This is a genomic window from Dactylosporangium sp. CS-047395 (genome assembly GCF_050942185.1).
GTDB lineage: Bacteria > Actinomycetota > Actinomycetes > Mycobacteriales > Micromonosporaceae > Dactylosporangium.
This window is the reverse complement of record NZ_CP192015.1, coordinates 9,862,462-9,888,719: the sequence shown is the minus strand read 5'-3', so window position 1 is coordinate 9,888,719 and position 26,258 is coordinate 9,862,462. Positions and strand designations below refer to the sequence as shown.

28 protein-coding genes and 1 riboswitch are annotated in these 26,258 nt (G+C 72.2%); of the genes, 10 read left to right on the top strand and 18 right to left on the bottom strand.

Going from position 1 to position 26,258, the window contains the following annotated elements:
- Positions 1-2: 2 nt before the first annotated feature.
- Together ACQP00_RS46235 and ACQP00_RS46230 are read left to right on the top strand one after the other, a co-directional pair.
- On the top strand, positions 3-1,325 hold the full coding sequence (locus tag ACQP00_RS46235) for a hemolysin family protein (RefSeq protein WP_433209899.1): 1,323 nt from the start codon (positions 3-5) through the stop codon (positions 1,323-1,325).
- The gene (locus tag ACQP00_RS46230; RefSeq protein WP_433209897.1) at positions 1,318-1,656 is read left to right on the top strand and encodes a cytidine deaminase; all 339 of its coding nucleotides are present in this window, start codon (positions 1,318-1,320) and stop codon (positions 1,654-1,656) included. The genes ACQP00_RS46235 and ACQP00_RS46230 overlap by 8 nt, the downstream gene beginning before the upstream one ends.
- A 376-nt stretch (positions 1,657-2,032) precedes the next feature.
- On the opposite strand, the gene ACQP00_RS46225 is transcribed toward ACQP00_RS46230, so the two are convergent.
- The 4 genes from ACQP00_RS46225 to ACQP00_RS46210 are packed head-to-tail and all read right to left on the bottom strand — an operon-like array spanning position 2,033 to position 7,742.
- Positions 2,033-2,830, bottom strand: a complete 798-nt coding sequence (locus ACQP00_RS46225; RefSeq protein ID WP_433209895.1) for an isoprenyl transferase — start codon at positions 2,828-2,830, stop codon at positions 2,033-2,035.
- Positions 2,827-3,621, bottom strand: a complete 795-nt coding sequence (gene recO / locus ACQP00_RS46220) for a DNA repair protein RecO (RefSeq protein ID WP_433209893.1) — start codon at positions 3,619-3,621, stop codon at positions 2,827-2,829. The genes ACQP00_RS46225 and recO overlap by 4 nt, the downstream gene beginning before the upstream one ends.
- Positions 3,621-4,514 (bottom strand): GTPase Era, encoded by an 894-nt coding sequence (gene era / locus ACQP00_RS46215; protein ID WP_433209891.1) that lies wholly within the window; start codon positions 4,512-4,514, stop codon positions 3,621-3,623. The genes recO and era overlap by 1 nt, the downstream gene beginning before the upstream one ends.
- 15 nt (positions 4,515-4,529) lie before the next feature.
- Positions 4,530-7,742 (bottom strand): FtsK/SpoIIIE domain-containing protein, encoded by a 3,213-nt coding sequence (locus tag ACQP00_RS46210; RefSeq protein WP_433209889.1) that lies wholly within the window; start codon positions 7,740-7,742, stop codon positions 4,530-4,532.
- 199 nt (positions 7,743-7,941) lie between these two features.
- On the opposite strand from ACQP00_RS46210, the gene ACQP00_RS46205 reads away from it, so the two are divergent.
- Positions 7,942-8,670, top strand: a complete 729-nt coding sequence (locus ACQP00_RS46205; protein ID WP_433209887.1) for an HAD family hydrolase — start codon at positions 7,942-7,944, stop codon at positions 8,668-8,670.
- On the opposite strand, the gene ACQP00_RS46200 is transcribed toward ACQP00_RS46205, so the two are convergent.
- From ACQP00_RS46200 to ACQP00_RS46170, 7 genes are all read right to left on the bottom strand, one after another.
- Entirely contained in the window at positions 8,636-9,481 is an 846-nt protein-coding gene (locus tag ACQP00_RS46200; RefSeq protein ID WP_433209885.1) for a sigma-70 family RNA polymerase sigma factor, read from the bottom strand. The two genes, ACQP00_RS46205 and ACQP00_RS46200, sit on opposite strands and share 35 nt — an antisense overlap.
- Positions 9,465-10,352 carry an aminotransferase class IV gene (locus ACQP00_RS46195; RefSeq protein ID WP_433209883.1) on the bottom strand — a complete coding sequence of 296 codons (888 nt, stop codon included), beginning with the start codon at positions 10,350-10,352 and terminating at the stop codon, positions 9,465-9,467. Before ACQP00_RS46195 ends, ACQP00_RS46200 begins: the two co-directional genes overlap by 17 nt.
- A 37-nt stretch (positions 10,353-10,389) precedes the next feature.
- Positions 10,390-10,773, bottom strand: a complete 384-nt coding sequence (locus tag ACQP00_RS46190; RefSeq protein ID WP_433209881.1) for a hypothetical protein — start codon at positions 10,771-10,773, stop codon at positions 10,390-10,392.
- Positions 10,773-12,509, bottom strand: coding sequence for a PHP domain-containing protein (locus ACQP00_RS46185; RefSeq protein ID WP_433209879.1), 1,737 nt, complete (start codon positions 12,507-12,509; stop codon positions 10,773-10,775). Before ACQP00_RS46185 ends, ACQP00_RS46190 begins: the two co-directional genes overlap by 1 nt.
- Before the next feature lie 78 nt (positions 12,510-12,587).
- Positions 12,588-13,295, bottom strand: coding sequence for an energy-coupling factor transporter transmembrane component T family protein (locus tag ACQP00_RS46180; protein WP_433209877.1), 708 nt, complete (start codon positions 13,293-13,295; stop codon positions 12,588-12,590).
- On the bottom strand, positions 13,292-14,629 hold the full coding sequence (locus ACQP00_RS46175; RefSeq protein WP_433209875.1) for an ABC transporter ATP-binding protein: 1,338 nt from the start codon (positions 14,627-14,629) through the stop codon (positions 13,292-13,294). The genes ACQP00_RS46180 and ACQP00_RS46175 overlap by 4 nt, the downstream gene beginning before the upstream one ends.
- Entirely contained in the window at positions 14,626-15,204 is a 579-nt protein-coding gene (locus tag ACQP00_RS46170) for an ECF transporter S component (RefSeq protein WP_433209873.1), read from the bottom strand. The genes ACQP00_RS46175 and ACQP00_RS46170 overlap by 4 nt, the downstream gene beginning before the upstream one ends.
- Before the next feature lie 74 nt (positions 15,205-15,278).
- Positions 15,279-15,393: riboswitch (TPP riboswitch) on the bottom strand.
- Positions 15,394-15,445: 52 nt separating this feature from the next.
- Between ACQP00_RS46170 and ACQP00_RS46165 the strand changes: the two genes are divergently transcribed.
- The 3 genes from ACQP00_RS46165 (at position 15,446) to ACQP00_RS46155 (ending at position 18,708) form a co-directional block, all read left to right on the top strand.
- On the top strand, positions 15,446-16,267 hold the full coding sequence (locus ACQP00_RS46165) for an alpha/beta fold hydrolase (protein ID WP_433209871.1): 822 nt from the start codon (positions 15,446-15,448) through the stop codon (positions 16,265-16,267).
- Positions 16,268-16,323: 56 nt separating this feature from the next.
- Positions 16,324-18,228 carry an acyl-CoA dehydrogenase family protein gene (locus tag ACQP00_RS46160; RefSeq protein WP_433209869.1) on the top strand — a complete coding sequence of 635 codons (1,905 nt, stop codon included), beginning with the start codon at positions 16,324-16,326 and terminating at the stop codon, positions 18,226-18,228.
- Positions 18,229-18,318: 90 nt separating this feature from the next.
- Positions 18,319-18,708: a VOC family protein gene (locus ACQP00_RS46155; protein WP_433209867.1), complete on the top strand. Its 390-nt coding sequence runs from the start codon at positions 18,319-18,321 to the stop codon at positions 18,706-18,708.
- 10 nt (positions 18,709-18,718) lie between these two features.
- Here the strand turns inward: ACQP00_RS46155 and ACQP00_RS46150 are convergent, their stop codons facing one another.
- Genes ACQP00_RS46150 through ACQP00_RS46125 form a run of 6 tightly spaced genes read right to left on the bottom strand, consistent with a single transcriptional unit; the run spans position 18,719 to position 22,276 of the window.
- Positions 18,719-19,315 (bottom strand): hypothetical protein, encoded by a 597-nt coding sequence (locus ACQP00_RS46150; RefSeq protein ID WP_433209865.1) that lies wholly within the window; start codon positions 19,313-19,315, stop codon positions 18,719-18,721.
- A 27-nt stretch (positions 19,316-19,342) separates the two neighbouring features.
- The gene (locus ACQP00_RS46145; RefSeq protein ID WP_433209863.1) at positions 19,343-20,110 is read right to left on the bottom strand and encodes a hypothetical protein; all 768 of its coding nucleotides are present in this window, start codon (positions 20,108-20,110) and stop codon (positions 19,343-19,345) included.
- Positions 20,094-20,387 carry an ArsR/SmtB family transcription factor gene (locus ACQP00_RS46140; protein WP_433209861.1) on the bottom strand — a complete coding sequence of 98 codons (294 nt, stop codon included), beginning with the start codon at positions 20,385-20,387 and terminating at the stop codon, positions 20,094-20,096. Before ACQP00_RS46140 ends, ACQP00_RS46145 begins: the two co-directional genes overlap by 17 nt.
- Entirely contained in the window at positions 20,377-21,243 is an 867-nt protein-coding gene (locus ACQP00_RS46135; RefSeq protein WP_433209859.1) for a metal ABC transporter permease, read from the bottom strand. Before ACQP00_RS46135 ends, ACQP00_RS46140 begins: the two co-directional genes overlap by 11 nt.
- Positions 21,240-21,995: a metal ABC transporter ATP-binding protein gene (locus tag ACQP00_RS46130; RefSeq protein WP_433209857.1), complete on the bottom strand. Its 756-nt coding sequence runs from the start codon at positions 21,993-21,995 to the stop codon at positions 21,240-21,242. Before ACQP00_RS46130 ends, ACQP00_RS46135 begins: the two co-directional genes overlap by 4 nt.
- Positions 21,996-22,027: 32 nt before the next feature.
- On the bottom strand, positions 22,028-22,276 hold the full coding sequence (locus ACQP00_RS46125) for a DUF6703 family protein (protein WP_433209855.1): 249 nt from the start codon (positions 22,274-22,276) through the stop codon (positions 22,028-22,030).
- Positions 22,277-22,303: 27 nt separating this feature from the next.
- Between ACQP00_RS46125 and ACQP00_RS46120 the strand changes: the two genes are divergently transcribed.
- From ACQP00_RS46120 to ACQP00_RS46110, 3 genes are all read left to right on the top strand, one after another.
- Positions 22,304-22,627, top strand: coding sequence for an antibiotic biosynthesis monooxygenase (locus ACQP00_RS46120; protein WP_433209853.1), 324 nt, complete (start codon positions 22,304-22,306; stop codon positions 22,625-22,627).
- Positions 22,628-22,667: 40 nt separating this feature from the next.
- Positions 22,668-23,192, top strand: a complete 525-nt coding sequence (locus ACQP00_RS46115) for a hypothetical protein (protein WP_433209851.1) — start codon at positions 22,668-22,670, stop codon at positions 23,190-23,192.
- 183 nt (positions 23,193-23,375) lie between these two features.
- On the top strand, positions 23,376-24,758 hold the full coding sequence (locus ACQP00_RS46110; RefSeq protein WP_433209849.1) for a glycine--tRNA ligase: 1,383 nt from the start codon (positions 23,376-23,378) through the stop codon (positions 24,756-24,758).
- Between the two features lie 4 nt (positions 24,759-24,762).
- Here ACQP00_RS46110 and ACQP00_RS46105 read toward each other — a convergent pair whose 3' ends face one another.
- Positions 24,763-25,182 (bottom strand): XdhC family protein, encoded by a 420-nt coding sequence (locus ACQP00_RS46105; protein ID WP_433209847.1) that lies wholly within the window; start codon positions 25,180-25,182, stop codon positions 24,763-24,765.
- A gap of 70 nt (positions 25,183-25,252) precedes the next feature.
- Between ACQP00_RS46105 and ACQP00_RS46100 the strand changes: the two genes are divergently transcribed.
- Entirely contained in the window at positions 25,253-26,257 is a 1,005-nt protein-coding gene (locus ACQP00_RS46100; RefSeq protein WP_433209845.1) for a permease, read from the top strand.
- Position 26,258: the final 1 nt, after the last annotated feature.

Here is a 26,258-nt window from a genome sequence, read left to right as displayed (position 1 = left end):
CCGTGAGTGACGTCACACTGCTGACCACGGCGGCCGGGCTGGTCGTCCTCGCGGGGCTGTTCGCGATGACCGACGCCGCGCTGAACGTGGTGTCGCCCGCGCGCGCGCACGAACTGGCCCGCGAGGGGAAGCCCGGGGCCGGAGCGCTGGAATCGATCGCGGCGGACCCGGCGCGGTACATCAACCTGCTGTTGCTCCTGCGACTGCTGTGCGAGTTGACGGCGACGACACTCGTCGCGCTCGAGACCGCGGCCGCCGTCGGGGGCCATCGCGACTGGCTGGCCGCGCTCATCACGGCCGGCGTCATGACCGTCATCAGCTTCGTGGTGGTCGGGGTGGCCCCGCGCACGATGGGGCGCCAGCACGCGTACCACGTGGCCCGCTTCGCCGCGCCGCTGGTGCGCTGGCTCGGCACCGCGCTCGGCCCGCTCGCCCGGCTGCTGATCCTCATCGGCAACGCGGTGACGCCCGGCAAGGGGTACCGCGAGGGCCCCTTCGCCACCACGATCGAGCTGCGCGAACTCGTCGACATCGCCGAGCAGCGGGGCGTCGTCGAGCACGGCGAGCGCGACATGATCCACTCGGTGTTCGCCCTCGGCACGACCATCGCCCGCGAGGTCATGGTGCCGCGCACCGAGATGGTCTGGATAGAGGCCCACAAGACCGTCCGGCAGGGCCTGATGCTCGCCATGCGCAGCGGGTTCTCGCGCATCCCGGTGGTCGGCGAGAACGTCGACGACATCCTGGGCATCGTGTACCTCAAGGACCTTGTCCGCCGTACCGCCGGCAACGAGTCCGGAGCCGGCGAGATGCCGGTCGCCCAGGTCATGCGCGACGCCACGTTCGTGCCGGAGTCCAAGCCGGTCGACGACCTCCTGCGCGAGATGCAGGCGGCGCGCACGCACATGGCGGTGATCATCGACGAGTACGGCGGCACCGCCGGCCTGGTCACCATCGAGGACATCCTCGAGGAGATCGTCGGCGAGATCACCGACGAGTACGACGTGGCCGAACGCCCGCCGGTCGAAGAACTCCCGGACGGCGCGATCCGCGTGACCAGCCGCCTGCCGATCGAGGACCTCGGCGAGCTGTTCGGCATCGAACTCCCGGCCGACGAGGTCGAAACCGTCGCCGGCCTGTTGGCCCAGGCCCTGGGCCGCGTCCCGATCGCGGGCGCGACAGCGGTGGTGGGCGGCCTGGTCCTGGTGGCCGAGGGCACCGCGGGCCGGCGCAACCGCATCGACACCGTCCTCGTACGCCGGGCCGACCCCGACGACGAGGACCAGGCCAGCCACGAGACCGAAAGGCAGCACGCCGATGCCTGACCTGTCCGCCGAGGACGCCAAACTGGTGACCCTGGCCCGGGCGGCCCGGGCGCGCATCGGCGCCGTGGAGGGCGCGGCCGTACGCGACCAGGACGGGCGCACCTACAACGCGGCCTCGGTATCCTTGCCGTCCTTCTCGCTCACGGCCCTGCAGCTGGCGGTGGCCTCCGCCGTTTCGTCGGGCGCCACGAAGCTGGAGGCGGCCGCGGTCGTCACGGAGGCCTCGACGCTGGACGACCTCGGGCGCGCCGCGGTTCGCGAGGTTTCTCCAGCGGCGCCTATCCACCTGGCCGCTCCGGACGCGACCGTCTTCGCCACCGTCACCGACTGACCACACCGCCCGGCCGCACGCGGGCATCCACGCGCATGCCGCGGACGCCCCGCCGCATGCCGCGGAACGCCGGGCAGCGGCGCACACCACGCCCCATCGCGTAGTCGGCGCACTGGCGTTCGTGCCCGCGTCCGGCGGGCTGTGTGTGCGTCTTGGCCGCCGCATGTCGTGGCCCGCTGGTGCCGTTTGATCGCGTTGGTCACGCTCTCGCCGTTGCGGTTCCAAACCACGGCTGGTGGGCGACTAAATGCTGATAAGTCCGAAATGTCGGGCGCGCCAGCGCCCGACATTTCGTGGACCCAAGCCCCGTGCGGCAGGGACGCGAGGCGGAGATCGTGAGGGGGTGTGGGTGGAGGCGAAGCCTCCCCCACGGAAATCAGACAGTCAGCGTTGGCACGACGGGGTTGGGGATGGCGCCGCCGAAGCGGCGGTCGCGCTTTGCGTAGACCTCGCACGCGTACCAGAGGTGGCGGCGGTCGAAGTCGGGCCACAGCGTGTCGACCGAGACGAACTCGGCGTACGCGGCCTGCCAGATCATGAAGTTTGACGTCCGCATCTCGCCTGAGCTGCGGATCAGGAGGTCTACGTCCGGGAGGTCCGGTTCGTCCAGGTAGCGGGCGAAGGTCTTCTCCGTGATGCGGTCGGCCTTCAGGCGCCCCGCCTTCACATCCGCCGCGATGCGGGCGGCCGCGTCGGCGATCTCCGCTCGGCCGCCGTAGTTCACGCACATGGTGAACGTCAGGAGGTCGTTGTGGCGGGTCAGCTGCTCCGCGTACTCGAGCTCCGAGATCACCGAGCGCCAGAGGCGGGGGCGGCGGCCGGCCCAGCGGACCCGGATGCCCATCTCGTGGAACTCGTCGCGGCGGCGGTGGATCACGTCGCGGTTGAAGTTCATGAGGAAGCGGACCTCGTCGGGGGAGCGCTTCCAGTTTTCCGTGGAGAAGGCGTAGGCGCTGACGTACCGCACGCCGAGCTCCAGGGCGCCCTCGATGACGTCGAAGAGCGCGGCCTCGCCGGCGGTGTGGCCGGCGGTGCGGGGGAGTCCGCGTTCCTTGGCCCAGCGGCCGTTGCCGTCCATGATGATCGCCACGTGCTGGGGCACGGCCTCCTTCGGCAGCGCCGGCGGGCGGGCGCCGGTCGGGTGTACCGACGGCGGGCGGAACTTGCTGCTCACGGACGTTCCTTTCCAGAAACCGGGCGGGGGCGCTCCTCGCGATCAACCAAGGGTAGTGATCGCAGGGAGCGTTCCAGGTGCCACTGCAGGTGCGCGGCCACCAGGCCGCTCGCCTCGCGCTGATGGACCGGGGACGCGGCGTCGGCCACCGTCCAGTCGCCCTCGGCCAGGGCGGCCATCAGGTCGATGGTGGCGGGGGCAGGGTGGGCGGCACCGGGCGGGCGGCAGTCGGGGCAGACCGCGCCGCCGGCCGGGATCGAGAAGCCGCGGTGCGGGCCGGCCGTACCGCACACCGCGCACTCCCGCAGCGCCGGCGCCCAGCCCGCGGCGCCCATCGCGCGCAGCAGGTACGCGTCCAACACCAGGCTGCAGGCGTGCTCGGCCACGGCCAGGGCCCGCAGCGCGCCCAGCGTGAGCTGGAAGAGCCGCAGCGACGGCTCCTGCTCGACCGGCGTCAGGCGCTCGGCGGTCTCCGCGATCGCGCTCGCCACGGTGTACCGCGAGTAGTCCTCCAGGAACCGCCGCCCGAACAGGTCGACGCCCTCCACCTGGCTGATCACGTCGAGGCTGCGGCCCTCCAGGAGCTGCACGTCGATGTGGCCGAACGGCTCCAGCCGGCCCCCGAACTTCGAGGTGGTGCGGCGCACCCCCTTGGCGACCGCGCGGATGCGGCCGTGGTGGCGGGTGAACAGCGTGATGATCCGGTCCGACTCGCCGAGCTTCTGCACCCGCAGGACCACGGCATCGTCCCGGTAGAGCTTGCCGCGAAAACCCGAGCCCCCGCCGGACATCAGAAGCCCAGGCGGCGCAGCTGCTTCGGGTCGCGCTGCCAGTCCTTGGCCACGCGCACGTGCAGGTCCAGGTACACCCGGCCGCCCAGCAGGTCCTCGATCTCGCGGCGGGCCCGGGTGCCGACCTCCTTGAGCCGGCTCGCCTGGTGACCGATGACGATCGCCTTCTGGCTGGGCCGCTCCACGTAGATGTCGGCGTAGATGCGGGTCAGGCCGTCCTCGGGGAGTACCTCCTCGACGAGGACGGCGATCGAGTGCGGCAGCTCGTCGCGCACCCCGTCGAGGGCCGCCTCGCGGATCAGCTCGGCCATGAGCACCTGCTCGGGCTCGTCGGTGAGCATGCCGTCCGGGTACAGCTGCGGCGAGCGCGGCAGGTGCGAGACCATCACCTCGACGAGGGTGTCGACCTGTTCGCCGGAGCGCGCGCTCACCGGCACGATGTCGGCGAACGCGGCGAGGCGGTGCACGGCCAGCAGGCGCTCGGCCAGGGTCGCCTTGTCGACCAGGTCGATCTTGGTGACGACCGCGACCAGGGTGGCCTTGAGCTCGGCGATCTCGCCGCTGATGAACCGGTCGCCGCGGCCGATCTCCTCGTCCGCGGGCAGGCACAGGCCGATCACGTCGACCTCGCTCCAGGTCGCCCGGACCAGGTCGTTGAGGCGCTCGCCGAGCAGCGTGCGCGGGCGGTGCAGCCCGGGGGTGTCGACCAGCACGAGCTGGGAGTCGTCGCGGTGCACGACGCCGCGGATGGTGTGCCGGGTCGTCTGCGGCTTCGGCGACGTGATCGCGATCTTCTGCCCGACGATGGCGTTGGTCAGCGTCGACTTGCCGGCGTTGGGACGGCCGACGAAGCAGGCGAAGCCCGCGCGGTACTCACCCGGTGTGTGCTGCACGATGGTTCAGCGTACTCAAACCTCCAGCTGCAACTGGCGCGGGCGCTGTGCAGGAGTTGTGGGCACGTGTGCGGAAGCCATGGCGACCTGCAGTTCGACCGTGCTCTCGACCACGCCCCGGCCCGCCGCGCGCAGCACGATCCGGCCCGGCATCAGCCGGGAGAGTGACGTCGGGATCGCGCTGCGCTGTTCAGTGGCGAGCACCAGGTGCACCCCGACCGCCTTGCCGCCGGTCGCGATCGCGGTCAGCTCGTCGTTGAGCAGCGGGTCGTAGCCGTCGACGAGGACGAGCACGCGCGCGCCGTCGTGTTCCGCGAGGGCCGCACGCTCCGCGACGAGCTTGCCGATGGTCCCCAGCAGCTTCGACGCGCCCTTCGCATCGTCGAAGTCCACGCGGTACACCCGAAGTGCGCCGCCGTCGTAGCGCTTGGCGAACGCGACCGCCACGGTGTCCAGCAGGGTCGACTTGCCGGCGCCCGCGGGGCCGAAGACCAGCAGGTGGCCGAGCTCGTCGAGGTCCAGCGGCCAGACCTGCACGGCCTGGGAGTTGGGCAGGTCGACCATGCCGATCGGCGCGGCGAACGCCTCCCGGCTCGACTCGGGCAGCTCCGGCAGCGCCTCCAGGTCGTAGCTCGCGTCCAGCGGCGCGTGCCAGGCCTTCGGCTGGTCGGGCACCCGCGCCTCCCGGTGCGCGGCCGAGATCGCCGCCACGAGCCGCTGCAGGTCGGTGACCTCGCCGTCCTCCACCACGAGCGGCTCAAGATCGTCAGGCTCGTCGGTGTCGAACGGAGGAACCGGCGTGTGCAGGCCCGACTCGAAGCGCCACTCGCTGACCAGCGTCGGTCCGTGCGAGCGGTCGGACGGGGAGCGCGCCCCGCCGTAGGCGATCTGCACGGCGTCGGGGTCGGAGGTCACCGTCCGCACGAACGCGCGGCCGGGCAGCAGCGGGGACAGGTGGGCGGCGTCCGGGCGCTCCAGGACCTCCAGGCTGTCCTGCTCGTCCTCGACCCGCAGCGCGATGCGCAGCGGCGCCTCCGCGCGCATCTCGTCGTCGATCTCGCCGGCCGGGCACGCCGTCGACAGCAGCAGGTGTACTCCCGCCGTCCGCCCCCGTTTCGCCAGCTCGCGCAGGCCGGTGACGAACTCCGGCGGCGCGGCGGTGAACTCGGCCACCACGATGAGCAGGTTGGCGGGCGCGGCCGCCGGGTGCCGCCGCTCCATCTCCACGATGTCCTTGACCGCGTGCCGGCGCAGCACCGCCTCGCGCCGGCGGACCTCGGCCCCGAGCGAGACCAGGATGCGCCGCGCCATGTACGCGTCGTCGCCGGTGAACAGCCCGACCGTGTGCGGCAGCTCGGTGCACTCGGCGAACGTGGTGCCGGCGTGGTCGACGAGCACGAACGTGAGCCGGTTGGCCGGGTACGTCGCGGCCAGGGCGGCCAGGTAGGAGCGCAGCAGCCAGGCCCGCCCGGAGCCGGGCGCGCCCGCGATGATGCCGTTGGGCCCGTCGCGGCGCAGGTCGACCACGAGCGGGCCGGTGCCGCCGAAGCCGATCGGGGCGGCCAGGCCGCGGTCGCGGGTGGCGGGCACCCAGCGCTTCACGATCGCGCTCGGGGCCGGCTCCCCGCCGAGGCCGAGGACCTCGCCGAGCGGAGCGATCCGGGGTGCCGCCCCGCCGGCCGCGTCGCGGTTGGCGGCCAGGGCGTGGGCGACCCGGTCGGCGACCTCGGCGCCGATCCCGTCGCCGGTCAGCGCCACGACCCCGGCCGGCAGCTCCTGGGCGGTCGCGGCCGCCGTGAGCAGGCTGATCCCCCCGCGCGGGCCGTCCTCGACGAGACGGGCGAGCGACTCATGCGGTACCGAATCCGGATCTGGCAGTAAAACGACGACATGGGGCACGAACTGCTCGGCGATCGCGTGCCGGCCCAGCCGCCGCTGCCGCAGCAGGGCCTCGACCAGGGCCAGGACCCGGCGGCGGTCCTCGTCCTGGGCGGCCACCGTGCGGGCGCCCGGCGCGAAGGCCGCGGTCAGCGTGCGGGTGTGCGGCAGCCAGCCGGTCCACCGCCAGTGCTCGGCCTCCTCCGGCGTGGCCAGCACCACCAGGGCCAGGTCGTTCGGGCCGGCCAGGGTGGCCAGCTGCACGACCCAGGAGCGCAGCACGGCCCGGCGGGTCTCCTCGTCGCCGTGCGCGCCGAGCGCCCCGAGCGTGCGCAGGTCGGCCTCGACCGGGACGTCGGGGTCGGTCGCGTACCGCTGCCGCAGCGCCGCGATCCGATCGGTGTGCGCGGGATCGAAGTCGCCGGTGGTCGCCGCCTGCTCGAAGCGCAGCCGGCTCGGCTGGTCGGCGGTGGCGATGCGCAGCGTGAGGAAGTCCCGGTCGTCGGGGCGGCGGGCCGGCTTCTCCTGCCGGTCGGCCGCCCGGGCCAGGTGGGCCACGCTGGGTGCCTCGGTGCGGCGGGCCTGCACGACGGCGCGGTGCTTGATGGCCGCGTCGGCCTCGGCCCGCTCCATGGCCGCTTCGAACTCGGCGGCGGGGTCGGCGGACCGGCGGCGCAGGGCCAGGCGGCGGCGTTTGAGCGGCTGCGGTACCACGGGCAGCCACACCGCCGGCGGAGGACCCTTGGGCAGCGGATCGTCGGCCGGCACCTCCTCGACCGTGATGAGCGTGGCCCCGAGCCGCAGCAGCTGCCCGCCGGCGAGCGTGGCCGTCCCGGTCAGCGGCTCCCCGTCGAGCCGGGTGCCGCCGGGGGAGCGCAGGTCGGTGGCGGCCACCTCGTGGCTGCCGATGCCCAGGTGCAGGTGGCGGCGGCCGGCGGTGGGATCGGTGAGCACCAGGTCACCGGCCGGATCGGTGCCGATGACGAACTCGCCCGGGCTCAGCGGCAGCCAGACGCCGGCGTCCGGGCCGGCCAGCACCAGCAGTTCGAAGCGGTGCCCCTCGGCCCGCTGCGGGCGCTCCGGGCGCTGCTCGGGCGGGGCCAGCAGGATCGCGTCGCCGCAGCGGATCCCCTGGTCGCCGAGCGGGCGGTTGGGGTCGAGGCGGCGGCCGGTGCGGGCCAGCCAGGCCCAGGTGGTCTGTTGCGGCCGGTCGGCCGGGTCGAGCAGCCCCAGCAGGGCGGCGACGAGGTCGGCGACCGCCCCGCCCGGGTCGGCCCGCAACCGGACGGTGCGATCCAGGGTCGCGGCCGAGTCGCGCCTGGTCACTCGCACGTCGATCAGCAGGTCCATGGACCGGCCCCTTTCTTCCCGCGCAGCGAAATCCGTCGTCGGTCCCGAGAAAGCCTGGTGGCGGGGCGGACGCACTGCGAGGCTCCGTCCTCGACAGTAAGCGCCGCGACGCCGAGTGGATCGCATCGACGCGCGCCAGGATTTCCTGCTATTCCCTCATAAAACGGGCCGAAAGCCGTATGGGTTACCCTCGTGGACCATGACATCGGGCATGACGGTGCGGGTCGCGATGTGGTCCGGGCCGCGGAACATCTCCACGGCGATGATGCGCAGCTTCGGCGCCCGGCCCGACACGGTGGTGGTCGACGAGCCGCTCTACGCGCACTATCTGGCCGAGACCGGACTCGACCACCCGGGCCGGACGGAGATCCTGGACTCGCAGCCGCGGCGGTGGCAGGACGCCGTCGCCGGGCTGCTCGCGCCCGTCGACGCCGCGGTGTTCTACCAGAAGCACATGACCCACCACCTGTTAACGCGGATCGGCCGGGACTGGCTCGGGCAGGTCAGCAACGCGTTCCTGATCCGCGACCCGGCGTACGTGGTCGCCTCCTACGCCAAGGTGCGCGGCGAGCCGACGCTGGAGGACCTCGGCTACCCCCAGCAGGTCGAGATCTTCCGCTCGTACGGCGGCCCGGTCGTCGACGCGGCGGACGTACTGCGCGACCCGGCGGGCACCCTGTCCGCGCTGTGCGCCGCGCTCGGCCTGGACTGGGACCCGGCCATGCTGAGCTGGCCGGCCGGACGGCGGGACACCGACGGGGTGTGGGCGCCGCACTGGTACGCCGCGGTCGAGCGCTCCACTTGCTTCGCCCCCTACGACCCGAAGCCCGCCGACGTCCCCGCGCACCTGCGGGACCTCGTCGAGCGGGCCCGGCCGCTGTACGACGAGCTGGCTACGGCGGCGCTGCGGGCAGGCCGAACCGGCTGAAGTCGGCCTCCAGGAACGACACCACCTCGGCCACGAGCGGCCCCTCGAACCGCAGCACGTCCAGCCCGGACGGCACGAACACGCCGTCCACCTTCCGGTAGGTGCCGAACGCGAGCTGCCCGTTCGCCGTGGCCGGCAGGAACCGCCACTCGAACCCGGCCAGGTCGGCCACCAGCGCGCGGATGGCGTCCCGGCCGGAGTAGCGCTCCTCCAGGGGCGGCATCGAGTACCGCGCGTCCTCCGTCAGCATCGCCACGATCGCGTCGACGTCGCCGGACTCCCAGGCCCGCGCATACCGGGCGGCCTGCTCCCGGACCTTGTCGTCGGGGGCGGTGCCGGCGTTTTTTTCAAGATCTAAAAGCCGGGCCCGCTGCAGGGCGCTGTTCACCGCCGCGACCGAGGTGCCCAGCATTTGCGCCGTCTCGGCCGCGGAGAACCCCAGCAGGTTGCGCAGCAGCAGCACGGCGCGCTGGCGGGCGGTGAGGCGCAGCAAAGCGGCCACGAAGGCCAGCTCCATGCCCTCCTGCGCGACGAGCGCCGCCTCGGCCGCCGGGACCGGGTAGGGCTCGGGCCACTCCAGCTCACGGCGGCGGCCCTTGAGCATGGTCAGGCAGCGGTTGGTGGCGATGGTGAAGACCCAGGGCCGCACCGAGCCGGCGTCGAAGCGCTCGGCGCTCTTCCAGGCCCGCAGCAGCGTCTCCTGCACGGCGTCCTCGGCGTCGTCGAGCGAGCCGAGCATCCGGTAGCAGTGCGCGCGCAACTGCGGGCGCAGCGGGCCGACGAGCGCCTCGAAGTCAGACGGGGACGGCATTGGTACGGGCGTGCTCGCGGTACAACTCCGCGATCCGGCTCGTGACCGGGCCGACCTTCCCGTCCCCGATCGGCCGGCCGTCGATGGCGACCACGCCCGCGATCTCGCCCATCGTCCCGGTGCAGAAGACCTCGTCCGCGGTGTACATCTCCACCTGCGCCAGATCCCGCACGTGCACCGGCACCGGCGCGATGCGCAGCACGGTGTCGCGGGTGATGCCCTCCGGGCAGGCGACCGCGCGCGGGGTCAGCAGCTCGCCGCCGGCCACCGCGAACAGGTGGGTGGCGTTGGTCTCGGCCACGAAGCCGCGCGCGTCGAGCATCATCGCGTCGTCGGCCCCGGCCACGTTCGCCTCGAGCTTGGCCAGGATCGAGTTGAGCAGGTTGTTGTGGTGGATGCGCGGGTCGAGCACGTCCGGGCCGGGCCGGCGGACGCTGCTGGTGACGAGGGTGAGGCCGCTCGTGTCGTACACCGGGGCCTTGAACTCGGCGAGCACGATCAGCGTGCAGCCGGAGCGGTTGAGGCGCGGGTCCATGCCGCTGGTGACCTTCACGCCGCGGGTCAGGGTCAGCCGCACGTGCACGCCGTCGCGCATGTCGTTGGCGGCCAGCGTCGCGCGCAGGGCCGCGATCACGTCGGTGTCGGCCGGGATGCCCTCGAAGCCCAGGGCGACGGCCGAGCGCCGCAGCCGGGCGAGGTGCTCGTGCAGGCCGTAGACGCCGCCGTCGTACAGCCGCAGCCCTTCCCACACCGCGTCGCCGCCCTGCACCACGGAGTCGAACGGGGACAGGCCCGGCTCGTCCCGGTGCCGGAGCGTGCCGTTGACCCAGTACTTCACGTCGGCGTTGCGCTCGTCGTACCGCTGCAGCATGTCCCCGAGACTAGCCCGGGGACATGCCGCAACAGGTTCAGTGGTCCGCGCAGCAGGGCCGGTTGTTCGGCGGCTCGAAGGGCACCAGCACGCCGCCCCGGCCGAACTGGGTGACCAGCGTCAGCACCCCGTCGCGCCAGATCGGCCGCACGAAGTCGCGCGTGTCGACCAGCATCTCGGGCACGGCCGCCAGGCCGCCCAGGATCACGACCTTCTCGATCGCCGAGCCGGCCACGATCGCCGACACCGCGATGGTGCCCGTGAGCCGCTCATGGCCCTCGAACACCACCTGGCGGGCGCCCTCCGGGGGCTTCTCCGCCTCGGTGCCGACGGCGACCTGCCCGCCGGAGAAGTACGTGAACGCGGGGCGGCCTTCCGTCAGGATGTGATGGTCGGCCGCCTGGACGTCGGGGAACGGCATTACCGGGGGAGAACCCAGATCGGGTTCGCGTAGAACCAGAGGTCCTTCCACGGGTCGGCGTCGCCGAGGACGTCGATCGCCGGGCCGACCGGGTCGATGCCCGCACCCAGGTAGCCGGGGGCGGTGCGGTTGCCGTCGGTACCCCGCACGCGCACGTAGAACGGCTGGTCCGCGACGCCGAGGTCGTAGGTGAACGACACGGAGCCGCTCGTCTTGGTGACCTCGAACGACTTGACGACCTTGGTGTCGGGGGCCTTGAAGGTGTCCTTGTCGGACACGGCGCCCTTGACGGCACCCCGGATGACGTCGACGCGGGCCAGCTTCGGCACGAAGTTCGCCCAGTTCGCCTTGGCGGCCAGGTCGACCTTGATGACCAGCTCGGCGCGCTGGCCGCGGCGCAGCTGCACCGAGCCGCCCAGGGTGGTGCCGACCGGCGAGCCCTTGACGCGCACCTGCACGTCGAGGCCGTCGATCAGGCCGCCGTGGTCGACCCACACGCGACCGGCACGCATGCCGGCCATGACCGCCGCGTAGCCGAAGTTGCTCGCGCCGACGTGCGTGCGGCTGTAGTAGCCGGGCCAGAAGTCACCGGGGGTGAGGCTGGTCGGCTGGCCGTACACCGGGTCGAAGTGGTAGCCGTTGGTGTTGAAGTCCGTGTTGTCGGGGCGCTTCGCCGTCTCCTCGTAGACGACGTGCGAGTCCGAGTTCGCGGTGATCCACCACGGCTTGCCCTCGGCCAGGAGGCTGTCCCAGAGGCCGCCGACGGTGGCGGTCATCCAGTCGAAGCCACCCCAGGTGCGGTAGCTCTCCAGCGGGTAGCCGGGGTACGAGGCCGCGCCGGGGGCGTTGCCGTAGAAGCCGCGGGCGGAGCCGCCGCCGAGCGGCGTGGCGATGCCGGCCGCCTGGTGGCCGGGCGCGCCCTCGAAGCCGATCGCGATCTGCGGGTTGGCGTCGCGCCAGCCGCGGATCTCGTGCGGCGAGTCGATGCCGTTGCGGGCCGGGTGGTTGGCCAGGAACAGCGCGTCCTGGACCCGCCGCTTCGCGACCTGGTCACCCAGGAACTTGATGCCGGCGACCGCGAGGGCCTCGGTGACGTTGGCCGGGTTGACCGCGCCCTGCACCGAGCCGTCGAAGGTGCCCTCGAACTCCTTGAGGACGGCGACCTCGTTGGCACCGGGGTGCACGAACACGGTGCCGTGCTCGGCGGCCGGGATGTTCCACTCCAGGCCCTGGAAGACCAGCATGTCCTTGTAGTCGTCACGGGCCGCCCGGATCAGCGGGTTGACCTTGTCGACGCCGATCTTGGAGTGCTGGACGGTGCCGTGGTCGGTGATGACCATCCAGTCCAGGCCGTACGCCGACGCGTGCTTCACGTGGTCGTCGACCCGGTACATGCCGTCGCTGGAGAACTGGGTGTGGATGTGGTGGTCGCCCGCCAGCCACTTGTAGTTGTTGTTCGACGGGCGGTTGTGACCGTGGCGGTCCCAGCCGTCGAAGTCGTGGTGGTCGTCATCACCGTGCGCGTGCGCGACACCCGCGTTCGCCAGCGCCCCGCCCGCGGCGGCAGCGGCGCCGAGCAGGCCGGCGCGGCGAAGGAATCCGCGGCGGGAGACGTCGCCGGGGGAGAGCTCGCTGTCCGGGATCGAGGCGTCGAGCACCGCGGGGACGTCGCCGGTGGTCGCCGGCATGTCCGCGTGGTGATGGTGGTGGCCGTGGCCGGGATGATGACTGCCCATGGAAGGCACTCCTCAGCTGTTAGGTGGTCCTAACCGCCGACCCTCGATGGCGCGAGCGAACAACAGGTAGCGATATGCCTATGTGCGCGCGAACTTCAGCATGATCACCGTCGCTGCGAGGGTAAGGCCTAGGGCCACCACCAGCAGATCCATCCATCCGAAGCGGGTCTCGCGGGCGATCGTGCGCGGGGTGCCCCGGTCGAAGCCGCGGGCCTCCATCGCCGTGGCGAGCCGGATGCCGCGCCGGATGGCCGCCACGAGGAGCCCGAAGAGCGTCGAGAAAGGGCCCGCGCTGGTACCGCGAGCGCGCCGGGCCAGCCTGATCAGCCGGTACTCCCCGGCGAGCAGCGGGGCCAGGCGCAACGCGGCCAGCGCGCCGATCGCGAACCGGGGCGGCACCCGCAGGTGCGTGACCAGGGAGTCGGCGAGGTCGGTCGGGTCGATGGTGGCGAAGACCACGAAGCCGGGCAGGCCGACGGCGAGCAGGCGCAGGGCGTAGCCGACGGCGTTCTCGCGCACGTCCAGCCCGGCCATGTGGGCCACGACCGGCGAGTCCTCGGCCCCGAGCAGCACGGTGAACAGGAAGATGCCGGCCGCCGAGAGCAGGATCGGCCAGCCCCGCCGCCACAGGGTGCCCAGGCCGACCCCGGTGAACGGCAGGAGGACCAGCAGCACGCCGATGACGGTCAGCGAGGCGACCGGGTCGAGGGTGGTGACCACGGCTGCGGTGACCAGCAGCGCCGCGAGGAGCTTGGCGACCGCGTCGCGGCGGGAGAGCCAGGTCATCGGGTCAGCACCAGCCGCCGGTCGCCGATCGCGGCCACCAGCTGCGGGTCGTGGGTGACCAGCACCAGGGCCCGGCCCTCGTCGCGCAGGTCGGCCAGCAGCGTCACCAGCTCCCGCCAGGTGCGCAGGTCCTGGCCGAACGTCGGCTCGTCCAGCACCAGCACCCGCGGCGCGGCGGCGAGCGCGGTGGCGACGCTGAGCCGGCGCTGCTCGCCCCCGGACAGCGTGAACGGGTTGGCCAGGGCGAGGCGGTCGAGGTACAACCGCTGCAGTAATGCGTCGACCGTGCTGTCGGACGCGCCGCCGAGGGCGAGCTCGGCCCGGACGGTGTCGGTGACGAACTGGTGCTCGGGGTTCTGGAACACCGACCCGATCCGCGCGGCCAGGGCCTTCGCGCGCCAGCGGTGCGGCAGGCGGCCCGCGTCCCGTCCGGCGAGCGCGGCCGAGGCCACCACGCGGCCCCGGGCCGGTCGGGTCAGGCCGCCGAGCAGCAGGGCGAGGGTGGTCTTGCCGGCGCCGTTCGGGCCTTCGACGGCGAGCGCCTGACCTTCCAGTACACCTTCGTCGATCGTGTTCTTCGTGTGCGGCAGGGCCAGCGCCTCCGCGGTGAGCAGGGCCTCGCCCGGGGCCGTCCGGGCCCGGCGGGACGGCAGCGGGGCGCCCGGCGACCACACCGCACCCGCGCTCGCACTGTCGTCGCCGATGACGATCGTCCGGTCGACCAGGGGCAGGGCCTCGTCGATGCGGTGCTCGACCAGGATCAGGGTGGCGTCGAGGTCCTGGATGACCTTGGCGATCGCGGTCCGGACCAGCTGGGCGCCCTCCGGGTCGAGGTTCGCGGTCGGCTCGTCGAGCAGCAGCAGCCCGGGCCGCAGCGCGATGACGCCGGCGATGGCCAGGCGCTGCTGCTCGCCGCCGGAGAGCGCGGCGGTGCTGCGGTCCCGGTCGTACGGGAAGCCCACGGCGCTCAGCGCGGCGTCGACCCGCGGCCAGATCTCGGCCCGCGGCACGCCCCGGTTCTCCAGCCCGAACGCCACGTCGTCGCCGGCCCGGCTCATCACCAGCTGGGTCTGCGGGTCCTGGAACACGATCCCGGTCTCCCCGCGCGCCTGCCGGGCCGGGACCCCGTCCACCAGGACCTGGCCCTCCTGCTCGCCGGAGTCCTCGGCGAGCAGGCCGGCCAGCGCGGCGAGCAGGGTGGACTTGCCGGCCCCGGAGGCGCCGAGCAGCAGGACCCGCTCACCGTGCTCGATGCGCAGATCGAGGTGGCGGATCGCCCAGGCCTTGCGCCCGGCGTGCCGCCACCCGAATCCGCGGAATTCGACCGTACTCAAACCGCGATTCGTTCCCGGCCGCTCGGGAACCGATCGAGGACACCGGTGCGCGAAAGGGCCCGCTGCAGGGCCCAGCTACCGGCCCCGGCCACCACCGCGCCGCTGGCCACGACCAGCAACGCGTAGGTCCACTTCTGCCCGGCGCTGAACGTGTCGCCGTAGTAGACGCTCAGGTCGAACAGCGCCGCGCCGACGCCGGACAGCGCGCCCGCCACCAGGGCATTGACCAGTTTGTACTTCCGGTAGCCGGTCGCCGCGAAGCCGAACTCGCCGCCGATGCCCTGCACCAGGCCGGACACGACGACGGTGAGCCCCCAGGCCGAGCCGAACAGCGCGGAGACGGTCGCCGCGACGAGCTCGGTGTAGAGGCCGGCGCCGGGCTTGCGGATGACGAGCGGGCCGAGGACGGCCGGGATGAGCCAGATGCCGTAGATGACCGCGCGCCACGGCAGCGCGAAGCTCTCCAGGGCGTTCCACAGGTTGTTCCAGGCGTAGAACACCCCGGCGAACGCGACGGCGATGATGGACGCGACGACGATGTCGACGGTCCGCCACCGGGTCTCGGTGGTTTCCATGGTTTCGGTACCTCCCAGTTCGGGGCGAACCAGAAGGAGACGCGACGCCACACCGCATGTGCGGCGTGACGGCTTGCGTGAGGTGACCGAGCTCCCTGCGCTGGCATTACCCAGATCAGGTTCGAGGGTCTGCGGGGCCGTTGGGCGGCCGTCGCACTCTCAGCGCTGTGCGCTCCCCTGTCGGATGTGCAGTTGTTTTCTGAAGGTAACAGTGAACGTTGCCGGCTCGTAGTCTCGGGTCATGAAAATCACGGCGCGCTCGCTCACGTTCGATGTCGTCGCCGGCGGGCCCGAGGACGGCGAGCCGGTCCTGCTGCTGCACGGGTTCCCGCAGCACAGCGGCGAGTGGGCGGCCGTGACGCCGCTGCTGCACGCGGCCGGGCTGCGGACCTACGCGCTCGACCAGCGGGGGACCTCGCCCGGCGCCCGGCCCGCAGCGGTCGAGGACTACCGGATCACCGAGTGCGCCCTGGACGCCGTGGCCGTGCTCGACGCGCTCGACATCGCGTCGGTACACCTGGTGGGGCACGACTGGGGAGCCATCTGCGCCTGGCACGTGGCGTTGCGGCACGCCGACCGGGTGCGGACGCTCACGGCGGTTTCGGTGCCGCATCCGCACGCCTCGGCGTACGCCTATGCCAACGATCCGGATCAGAAGGAGCGGTCGGCGTACATCAAACTCTTCCGCCGGCCCGGCAAGGCCGAGTCCGTGCTGCTGGACGACGGCGCGCGCCGGCTGCGGGCGATCTTCGCGCCGCTGTCCGACGTCGACGGCTACGTCGCGCCGCTGCTCGAACCGGGCGCGCTGACGGCCGCGCTGAACTGGTACCGCGCGATGAGCTCGCTCGACCTGGTCGGGCTGGGGGCGGCGACGGTCCCGACGACCTACGTGTGGAGCGACGGCGACGTGGCGATCGGCCCCACGGCGGCCCGGGCCTGCGCGGACTTCGTCGCGGCGGACTACCGGTTCGTCCCGCTTGCGGGGATCAGTCACTGGATTCCCGATGAGGCGCCATCCGAGGTCGCGAACGCCATCCTGGCTCGCGCGGGCGTTCAGGCATAGCCATGGCTACTCGCGGGTAATAACCTGGCTTCAGGAGCGTCTACCTGGGGGTGTCCATGGTTGCGACGTCGGCGCGCGCGGAACGCGAGGCGCGCAAGGTCATCGAGGAGAACCGCGAGACCGAGTGGCGGAAGCCCAGCTTCGGCAAGGAGCTCTTCCTGGGCCGGTTCCGCCTCGATCTCATCGACCCACTGCCGGAACTCGACGCGGCCGCCGAGGCGCGCGGCACCGAGTTCCGCGAGAAGCTCGCCGCCTACATGGCCGCCGAGGTCGACGGGCAGCAGATCGAGCGCGACGCACGCATCCCCGACGACGTCCTGCGCTCGCTCGGCGAGCTCGGCGCCTTCGGGATGAAGATCGACCAGAAGTACGGCGGCCTGGGCCTCACCAACCTCGACTACTGCCGCGCGCTCATGCTCGTCGGCTCGGTCAACCCCTCGATCGGCGCGCTGCTCTCGGCGCACCAGTCGATCGGGGTACCGCAGCCGCTCAAACTGGTCGGCAACGACGAGCAGAAGCAGCGGTTCCTGCCCCGCCTGGCCGCCGGGGAGGTGTCGGCGTTCCTGCTCACCGAGCCGGAGGTCGGCTCGTACCCGGCCAACCTGCGCACCTCCGCCGTGCCCACGGAGGACGGCGACTACCTGCTCAACGGCGTCAAGCTGTGGGCCACCAACGGCACCCTGGCCACCCTGTTCGTGGTCATGGCCCTGGTGCCGAAGAGCGAGGGCCACAAGGGCGGCATCACGGCCTTCGTGGTCGAGGGCGACGCCGAGGGCGTGACGATCGAGAAGCGCAACGCGTTCATGGGCCTGCGCGGCCTGGAGAACAGCGTGACCCGCTTCCACGACGTGCGCATCCCGAAGGAGAACGTCATCGGCGGCGAGGGCCAGGGCCTGCGCATCGCCCTGAGCACCCTGAACACCGGCCGCCTGTCCCTGCCCGCGATGTGCGTGGGCGCCGGCAAGTGGTGCCTCGGCGTCGCCCGCGAGTGGGCGGCCGAGCGGGTCCAGATGGGCCGCCCGATCGGCAAGTACGAGGCGGTGGCCAAGAAGATCGCCTTCATCGCCGGCTCCACCTACGGCATGGAGGCCATGCTCGAGGTCTCCTGCCGCCTCGCCGACGACAACCGCAACGACATCCGCATCGAGGCCGCGCTGGTCAAGCTGTACGCCTCGGAGCTGGCCTGGAAGGTCGCGGACGAGCTGCTGCAGATCCGCGGCGGCCGCGGCTACGAGACGGCCGAGTCCCTGGCCGCCCGCGGCGAGCGGCCCATCCCGGTCGAGCAGATCCTGCGCGACCTGCGGATCAACCGCATCTTCGAGGGCTCGACGGAGATCATGCACCTGGCCATCGCCCGCGAGGCGGTCGACGCCCACCTCTCGGTCGCCGGCGACATCATCGACCCCGAGGCCGGCCTGGGCCGCAAGGCCAAGGCGGCCGGCAAGGCGGGCGGCTTCTACGCCAAATGGCTGCCCACCCTGGTCGCGGGCAAGGGCCAGCTCCCGAGCGGCTTCGCCGAGTTCGGCCCGCTGGCGGCGCACCTGCGCTACGTCGAGCGCGCGTCGCGCCGCCTGGCCCGCGAGACCTTCTACGCCATGGCCCGCTGGCAGGGCAAACTCGAGCAGAAGCAGGGCTTCCTGGGCCGCGTGGTCGACATCGGTGCGGAACTCTTCGCTATGTCGGCCGCGTGCGTGAAGGCCCGGACGGAGCTGGAGGCGCGCCCGGAGGGCGTGGAACTGGCGGACCTGTTCTGCCGCCAGGCCACCTTGCGCGCGGAGGCGCTGTTCCACGACCTGTGGACCAACGCCGACTCGGTCGAGATGGCCGCCGCCAAGCGCGTCCTGGCCGGCCGCTACCTGTCCCTGGAGGAGGGCGTGGTGCCCGCCCCGGCCGACGGCCCCTCGACGGCGACCTGGGAGCCGGGTCCCTCAACCGCCGAGGACGTACGCCGCCGGTTCTGATCGTCGTGCTGCCGGGCCCCGGGCGACATCGCCGGGGCCCGCTTGCATGCCGGGATCCCGTAGCCTGCCGGCATGCATCGCAGTCGATTGGTGAGCGTTGTCTTCGATACGCCGGGTGCGCGGGTCGGCGCGGAGGTGGACTTCTGGTCCGCCGCGCTGGGCACGCCGGCCTGGTCGCCGCCCGGCGAGGAGCAGTTCACCGCGCTCGTCGGCGCCGTCCCCGACTTCTTCACCGTGGTGCAGGCGGTCGGCGACGGTGACGGCGACGGTGACGCGGCCGCTGGGCCGCGCTACCACGTCGACATCGAGACCGACGACCTGGCGGCCGAGGTGGCCCGTCTGACGGCGCTCGGCGCGGAGTCGGTGAGCCGGTGGAAGGACGCCTTCGCGATGCGGTCGCCGGGCGGGCACGTGTTCTGCGTGGTGCCGGTGCACAGCGACCCCGAGACGTTCGCCCGCACGGCGCACACCTGGCCGTGACCTCCGGTGCTCAGCGCAGTCCGAGGGCGCGGAGTTCCAGGCGGGCCAGGGCCTCGACGGTCTCCGGATCGCCGCGGCGCCACAGCGCCGCCACCTCCGGGTCGACCTTCAGCAGGCGCTTCAGCGGCTGGGTGGCCAGGGCGCGCAGGGCCAGCAGGTCGCGGCCGGCCGTGACGCCGCGCAGGCGGGCGGCCGAGCCGGCCCGGCGGACCCAGCGGATGCGCAGCGGCAGCCAGAGGCCGACGACCAGCAGGACCGGCAGGACGACGATGACCAACGAGAGGATCCAGGCCAGGTCGTTGACGATGTCCTGCTGCTCCCGGCCCGCGCTGGCCAACGAGCCGGCGGCCTTGGCGGCGTCGCGGAAGGGTGCCGCGATGTTGTCGCCCACGCCGGGGACGCGGTTGATGCGGTCGCCGGCGCCGTTGAGGTTGGAGGCGAGCCCGTTGCCGGCGTCCTCGAGCTGGCGGCCCGGCGCGGCGAGCTTCTGGATCAGGTCGAACACGGCCATCCCGATTCTGACCCAGGCGTACACCCACACGACCACGAGCACGTCGGTCAGCAGCTGCCGGATGGCGACGGGGGCACGGTCGGCATAGAGCTTCATGGCTCCCAGCGTCGCGTATCCGGGCGGTTACTGCAGTGCTTGGTAGAACGCGTCGGGGGCCTGTTCCACCGTGGAGGAGTCCGGGCGCTCGACCTTGATCGTCTTGCTGGCGAAGTTGGCGAACTTGACGGTGCTGGTCGAGGCGGGGGCGGCGCCCACGGCGGGGGTGTGGGTCACCAGCTGCGTGACGTAGCCGTCCGAGTTCACGGTGGCCTCGAAGGGGACGGCCTTCAGGGCGTCGGTCGGGCTCGCGCTGGCCAGCAGGGGGTTCTTCGACTTGTCCAGGGTGCCGCTGAAGGAGCCCGGGGCGGTCTGCTGGACGGTGACGATCTCGTCGGCGAGGGAGCCGAGGCCGGTCGGGCTGCCGGTGGGGTCGAGGCCGAGCTTGGCCAGCGACTTGACCTTGGTGGTGATCAGGTGCGCCCAGCGGTCCGTGGTCAGGCCGGTGACCTGGAGGTACAGGTCCGGCGTCACCAGCACCGCGGCGATGTCGATCTTCCGGTCGGTGGTCAGCAGCTGGGCCTTGTAGGCGGTCGCCTTCTGCTTCGGGTCGGACGCGCCGTCGCCGGTCATGGTGCCGATCGTGCCGAGGTCGGAGTCGATCGTGAACGACAGCGGGACCTGGTTCGTCTTCGCGACCGCCGCCCGGAACACCGAGGCCGGGTCGGTCGCCACCGGGCCGGCCGGGGACGGCGTCTGCTCCGGGGAGGCTTCCTTGCCGCCGCTGGTACAGCCGGTCAGCGCCAGCACCGCCGCCAGCGCCACTGCGGCCAGGCGGTCAGCCCTCACGCGCATGGCTGACGGCGTCCGCGACGATGTGCGCGATGTGTTCATCAAGCAGAGCGTAGGCGATCTCGCGGCCGCGCCGGGAACCGCGCACGACGCCCGCGCCGCGCAGGACGCGCAGGTGCTGGGAGACCAGCGGCTGCGGTACCCCCAGCGTCTCCACCAGCTCGTGCACGCACTGCGGGCCGCCGGCCAGCTCGGTCACGATCCGGATCCGCAGCGGCGCGGACAGGGCCTTGAGCAGCTCGCCCGCCGCCTCGTAGCCGTCCTGGGGCTCAGGTGACACCGGCTTCGACCTTCGGCGCGGGGTCGGGCGCGCGGTGCCGGGCGCGTCTTGCCGCCCGTACCAGCGAAATGCCCACGGTCACGAAGAAGAATCCGGCGATCGCGAGCAGCACGACGGTCGCCCCGGGGCCGGTGTCGATCGCGGTGGACAGCCACACGCCGGCGCCCGAGACGAGCAGGCCGAGCCCGATGGCGGCGAGCATGGTGGCCCGGAACCCGCGGGTGATCTGCTGCGCGGTCGCCACGGGCACCACCATGAGCGCGCTGACCAGCAGCAGCCCGACGGCCCGCATGGCCACCGTGACGGTGACCGCGGTGGTGATGGCCAGGACCAGGTTCAGGGTGCGGACCGGCAGCCCGGAGACGCGCGCGTACTCCTCGTCGTGGCACACCGCGAAGAGCCACGGCCGCAGCAGGATCGCGACCGCCAGCACGGCCACGCCCAGGATCAGCATGACGGTCAGGTCCTGGCGGTTCGTGGTCAGCGGCGAGCCGAACAGGTACGTCACCAGGCTCCGGCTGCTCTGCTCGTCGGAGAGGTTGACCAGGACCACGCCGCCGGAGATGCCGCCGTAGAAGAGCATCGACAGCGCGATGTCGCCGGACGTGCGGCCGCGCTCGCGGACCAGCTCGATGACGACCGCCCCGGCCGCGGCCGCGAGCACCGCCATGATCACGGGGGACTGGTGCAGCAGCAGGCCGAGCCCGACGCCGGTGAGCGCGACGTGGCCGAGGCCGTCGCCGATCAGCGAGAGCCGGCGCTGGACGAGATAGGTGCCGATCGCCGGTGCGGACGCACCCGTGATGAGCGCTCCGAGCAGCGCGCGGATCATGAAGTCGTACGCGAAGATGCTCATGCGGCCGCCCGCTCCGGACCGACCGCGTGGTCGGGGCCGGCATGGAGATGGTCGGCGTGCGGGTGCACGTGGTCGTTGTCGTGCGCGGGCGGGGCGCCGTCGTGCACGATCTCGCCGCGGTTGACCACGACCGCCCGGGTGATCAGCGGGCGCAGCGGGCCGAGCTCGTGGGCGACGAACACGACCGTGCCGCCCTGCCCGACGAACCTGCGCAGGCAGCCGGCGAACAGCTCCTGGCTGACCGCGTCCACGCCGGCCGTCGGCTCGTCGAGCACCAGCAGCTCGGGGCCGCCGGCCAGGGCGCGGGCGATGAGCACCCGCTGCTGCTGGCCACCGGAGAGCACCGAGACGGGCTCCCGCACGCGGTCGGCCAGCCCGACGGCGGCCAGGGCGTCGGCGACGGCCTGGCGGTCGGCCGAGGAGGCGAAGCGCAGGAAGCCGCGGCGGGCCAGCCGTCCCTCGGCGACGACCTCGCCGACCGTGGCGGGCACGCCGGCGCCGGCCCCGACGCGCTGCGGCACGTAGCCGATGCGGTGCCAGCCGCGGAACCTGCGCAGCGGGGTCCCGAACAGCCGCACTTCGCCGCCGGCCAGCGGGGCGAGGCCCATCGCGGCCTTCACCAGGGTGGACTTGCCGGACCCGTTGGCGCCGAGGATGGCCACGACCTCGCCCGCGCGCACGTCGAGCGACACCCCGTCGAGCACGGGCCGCCCACCGTAGGCGACGACCGCCCGTTCGACCTGGAGAACCACCCTTCGAGCGTGCCTGATAATGGGAATCGTTGTCAACTTGCCTTGAAGGCCGCCACCGCGATCAGCAGGGTGAGGATGAGCACGCGCGGCAGCCGCGCAGCGGGAGGAGTCACCGGCCACGTCTTCGTCAGCAGCCACAGCAGCCCCGCCGCGAGCACCAGCAGTACCGCGGAACCCACGATTCCCGGCAGGAACAGGCCCAGGAACACGACCGCCGCGGCCACCAGGAACACCAGGGTCCTGTTCACGCGGGCGAGGCGGCGCAGCACGTGCTCGGTCATGGGTGGTCCTTCCGTATGCTCGGCGGCATGCTCGTGATGACCAGGTTCGTCGTCGAGGCCGACGAAGAAGGGTTCGCCGGGCGCGCACACGCCGCGCTCGCCGCCCTCGCGGCCTGCAAAGGGTACCTGCGCGGCCGCCTCGGACGCGCGTACGACGACCCGAGCCACTGGAGCATCCTCACCGAGTGGGAGTCGGTGGGCGCCTACCGCCGCGCCCTGTCCAACTTCGACGTGAAGATGTACGCCACCCCGCTGCTGGCCCAGGCGCTCGACGAGCCCTCGGCGTTCGAGGTGCTGGCCGAGACCGCACCGGGCGGTGAACTGACCGTCACGAGCAGTGACCGCGCCTGAGCGTGAGTGATCGTCGTGGCGTTTGGATAGGCTGATCGGCATGATGCCGCCGCAGGTCGGCCCGCCACCCCTCTGGGAGCAGCCGGACGAGGTCCCGCCACCGCCGCGCGGGCCCGGCGTGGTCGCGCCGTTCGCGTCGCCGCCGCGCGACCGCGACCTGCGCGGGCTGTGGTGGGGGCTGGGCATCGGCGGGCTGATCGTGGTGCTGTGCTGCGTCGGCGGGGTCGTCGGCGTGTCGCTGCTGCTGCCCTACGCCGACCGGGTCGGCAAGGGCCAGGTCGCCGCGGTGGTCGAGGACTACCTGACCGCGGTCCGCGACGAGGACTTCACCACCGCCCGCCGCCAGCTCTGCGACGACGAGCAGCGCACCCACTCGCTCGGCTGGTTCGAGGACCACTTCGGCACCACGCCGGTCACCGACTTCACGGTCGACGCGGACAACGTCACGATCAGCAACGCGATCACCGTCCCGGCGCGGGTGCGCGAGCAGACGACGTGGGTGGAGAAGCAGTACGTCATGGAGCAGGCCGGCACGCGCTACGTGATCTGCGGCGGGATCGACTGACCCACCGCCCTCGCCGGGCCGCGCGGCGCGCCCGTTAATCTGGTGCGGCTCGACGCGGCGTAACCGTACCGTCGAACGTGACGTTGACGGTTTGCCCGGGTGAACACCACGCAGGACACCACCCGACACCAAACACGACCAGCCTTGCCGACAGCCAGTCGCCGTGAGGCTTAGGAGGAACCCATGGCCGCAGATCGCATCGATTCCGTCGTCAGCCTCGCGAAGCGCCGCGGCTTTGTCTTCCCGTCCAGCGAGATCTACGGGGGCACCCGCTCGGCCTGGGACTACGGCCCGCTCGGCGTCGAGCTCAAGGAGAACGTCCGCCGCCAGTGGTGGCGCACGATGGTCCAGCAGCGCGACGACATCGTCGGCCTCGACTCCGCGGTGATCCTGGCCCGGGACGTCTGGGTCGCCTCCGGCCACGTCGACGCGTTCGTCGACCCGCTGACCGAGTGCGCGTCCTGCCACAAGCGCTTCCGGGCCGACCACCTCGAGGAGGCCTGGGTCGAGAAGAACGGCACCGAGAAGCCGTTCGTGCTCGGCGAGATCAACTGCCCGAACTGCGGCAACAAGGGCACCTTCAGCGAGCCGCGGATGTTCAACGGCCTCATGAAGACCTACCTGGGCGCCGTGGAGAACGACGAGGGCCTGCACTACCTGCGGCCCGAGACCGCGCAGGGCATCTTCGTCAACTTCAACAACGTGGCGGGCGCCGCGCGCAAGAAGCCGCCGTTCGGCATCGCGCAGATCGGCAAGAGCTTCCGCAACGAGATCACCCCGGGCAACTTCATCTTCCGGACCCGCGAGTTCGAGCAGATGGAGATGGAGTTCTTCGTCGAGCCCGGCAGCGACGAGGAATGGCACGAGTACTGGCTGCAGCAGCGCTGGAACTGGTACCTCGACCTGGGCATCTCCGAGAACAACCTGCGCTTCTACGAGCACCCGAAGGAGAAGCTCTCGCACTACTCGAAGCGGACGGTCGACATCGAGTACCGCTTCCGCTTCGGTGGCCAGGAGTTCTCCGAGCTCGAGGGCATCGCCAACCGCACCGACTTCGACCTCACCACGCACTCCAAGCACTCCGGTGTCGACCTGTCCTACTTCGACCAGGAGAAGAAGGAGCGGTGGGTGCCGTACGTCATCGAGCCCGCCGCCGGCCTCACCCGGGCCGTGCTGGCGTTCCTGCTCGAGGCGTACGACGAGGACGAGGCGCCGAACACCAGCGGCTCGGTCGACAAGCGCACGGTCATGCGCTTCGACAAGCGGCTCGCCCCGGTCAAGGCCGCGGTGCTGCCCCTGTCGCGCAACGCCGACCTCTCGCCCAAGGCCCGCGACCTCGCCGCCCAGCTGCGCAAGCGCTGGACGGTGGACTTCGACGACGCCCAGGGCATCGGCCGGCGCTACCGGCGGCAGGACGAGATCGGCACGCCGTACTGCCTGACCGTCGACTTCGACACGCTCAACGACAACGCCGTCACGATCCGGGACCGCGACACCATGACGCAGGAGCGGGTCTCGATCGACCAGGTCGAGACGTACCTGATCGAGCGCCTCCCGGGCTGCTAGGGCCTCAGAACGCGAACCCGCCGGGCCGGTCGTTGCGATCGGCGACCAGCCCGGCGAGGGTCGCGAGGGCGATCTCGGCCGGCGTGCGCGAGCCGATGTTGAGCCCGATCGGCCGGTGCACCCGGGCGATGTCCGCTTCTTCGACGCCGAGGCTTCGCAGCGCCTCGACGTGCGGTCCGGCGTGCCGGGGGCTGCCCATCACGCCGATCCAGCGCGCGGGCGTCCGCAGGGCCTCGCGCAGGACCGGGCCCAGCTCGGGCCGGTCGTGGTCGCACACCACGATGTCGGTGTCCGCGTCGATCGCGATGCCGTCGAGGCCCGGCTCGGCCAGCGCCACCCGGAAGTCCAGGGTGGCCGCGAACCGCAGCAGGTGGCCGGCGACCGGCGAGTCGAAGACGGCCACCAGGGCCCGGGCGTCGCTCATCGCTCACTCTCCGAAGTGTTCGTCGGCGCTTCATGCCGACGGTACCAATCGACGGGGTAGCCTCCTTCGCGTGACGGTGACCGAGGAACACCCGGCTCCCGAGGCGGAGGCCGAACCGAAACGGGGCTGGCGGCCGGGATCGGTCGAGGTCCTCGCGGTCGTGCTGGTGCTCGTGGTGCTGCTGCGCGAGCCGATCACCCGCTCGCTCGCCACGCCCGCCCTGCAGACCTGGCTCACCGTGTTCGTCTCGGTGCTCACCCAGGCGATCCCGTTCCTCGTCTTCGGCGTCGTGCTCTCCGCGATCATCGCCGTGTTCGTCCCGCCGTCGTTCTTCGCCAAGGCACTGCCGAAGCACCCGGCGCTCGCGGTACCGACGGCATCGGTGGCGGGCGTCGTGCTGCCGGGCTGCGAGTGCGCGTCCGTGCCCGTGGCCGGCGCGCTCGTGCGTCGCGGGGTAACCCCGGCCGCCGCCTTCGCGTTCCTGCTCGCCTCGCCCGCCGTGAACCCCGTCGTGCTGATCTCCACCGCGGTCGCCTTCCCGGGCCAGCCGCAGATGGTGGTCGGCCGGGCCGTGGCCAGCCTCGTCGTCGCCTGCCTGATGGGCTGGCTCTGGCAGGCGTTCGGCAAGGGCAGCTGGCTGCGGATGCCGTCGCGGGCGCACCTGGACGGGATGGCCAAATGGCCGGCGTTCTGGGCGTCGGTACGCCACGACGTCCTGCACGCCGGCGGCTTCCTCGTGATCGGGGCCGCCTGCGCCGCCGTCATCTCGGTCGTGGTGCCGAAGAGCTGGCTGGAGCACGTCGCCGCGAATCCCGTGCTGGCGATCGTGTCGCTGGGGCTGCTGGCGGTACTGCTCTCGATCTGTTCCGAGGCCGACGCGTTCGTGGCCGCCTCGCTGACCCAGTTCTCGCTCACCGCCCGGCTCGCGTTCCTCGTCGTCGGGCCGATGATCGACCTGAAGCTGTTCGCGATGCAGGCCGGCATCTTCGGCCGCTCGTTCGCCCTGCGCTTCGCCCCCGTCACGTTCGTCGTGGCGATCCTCGTCTCCGCGATCCTGGGACCGGTGCTGTTGTGAA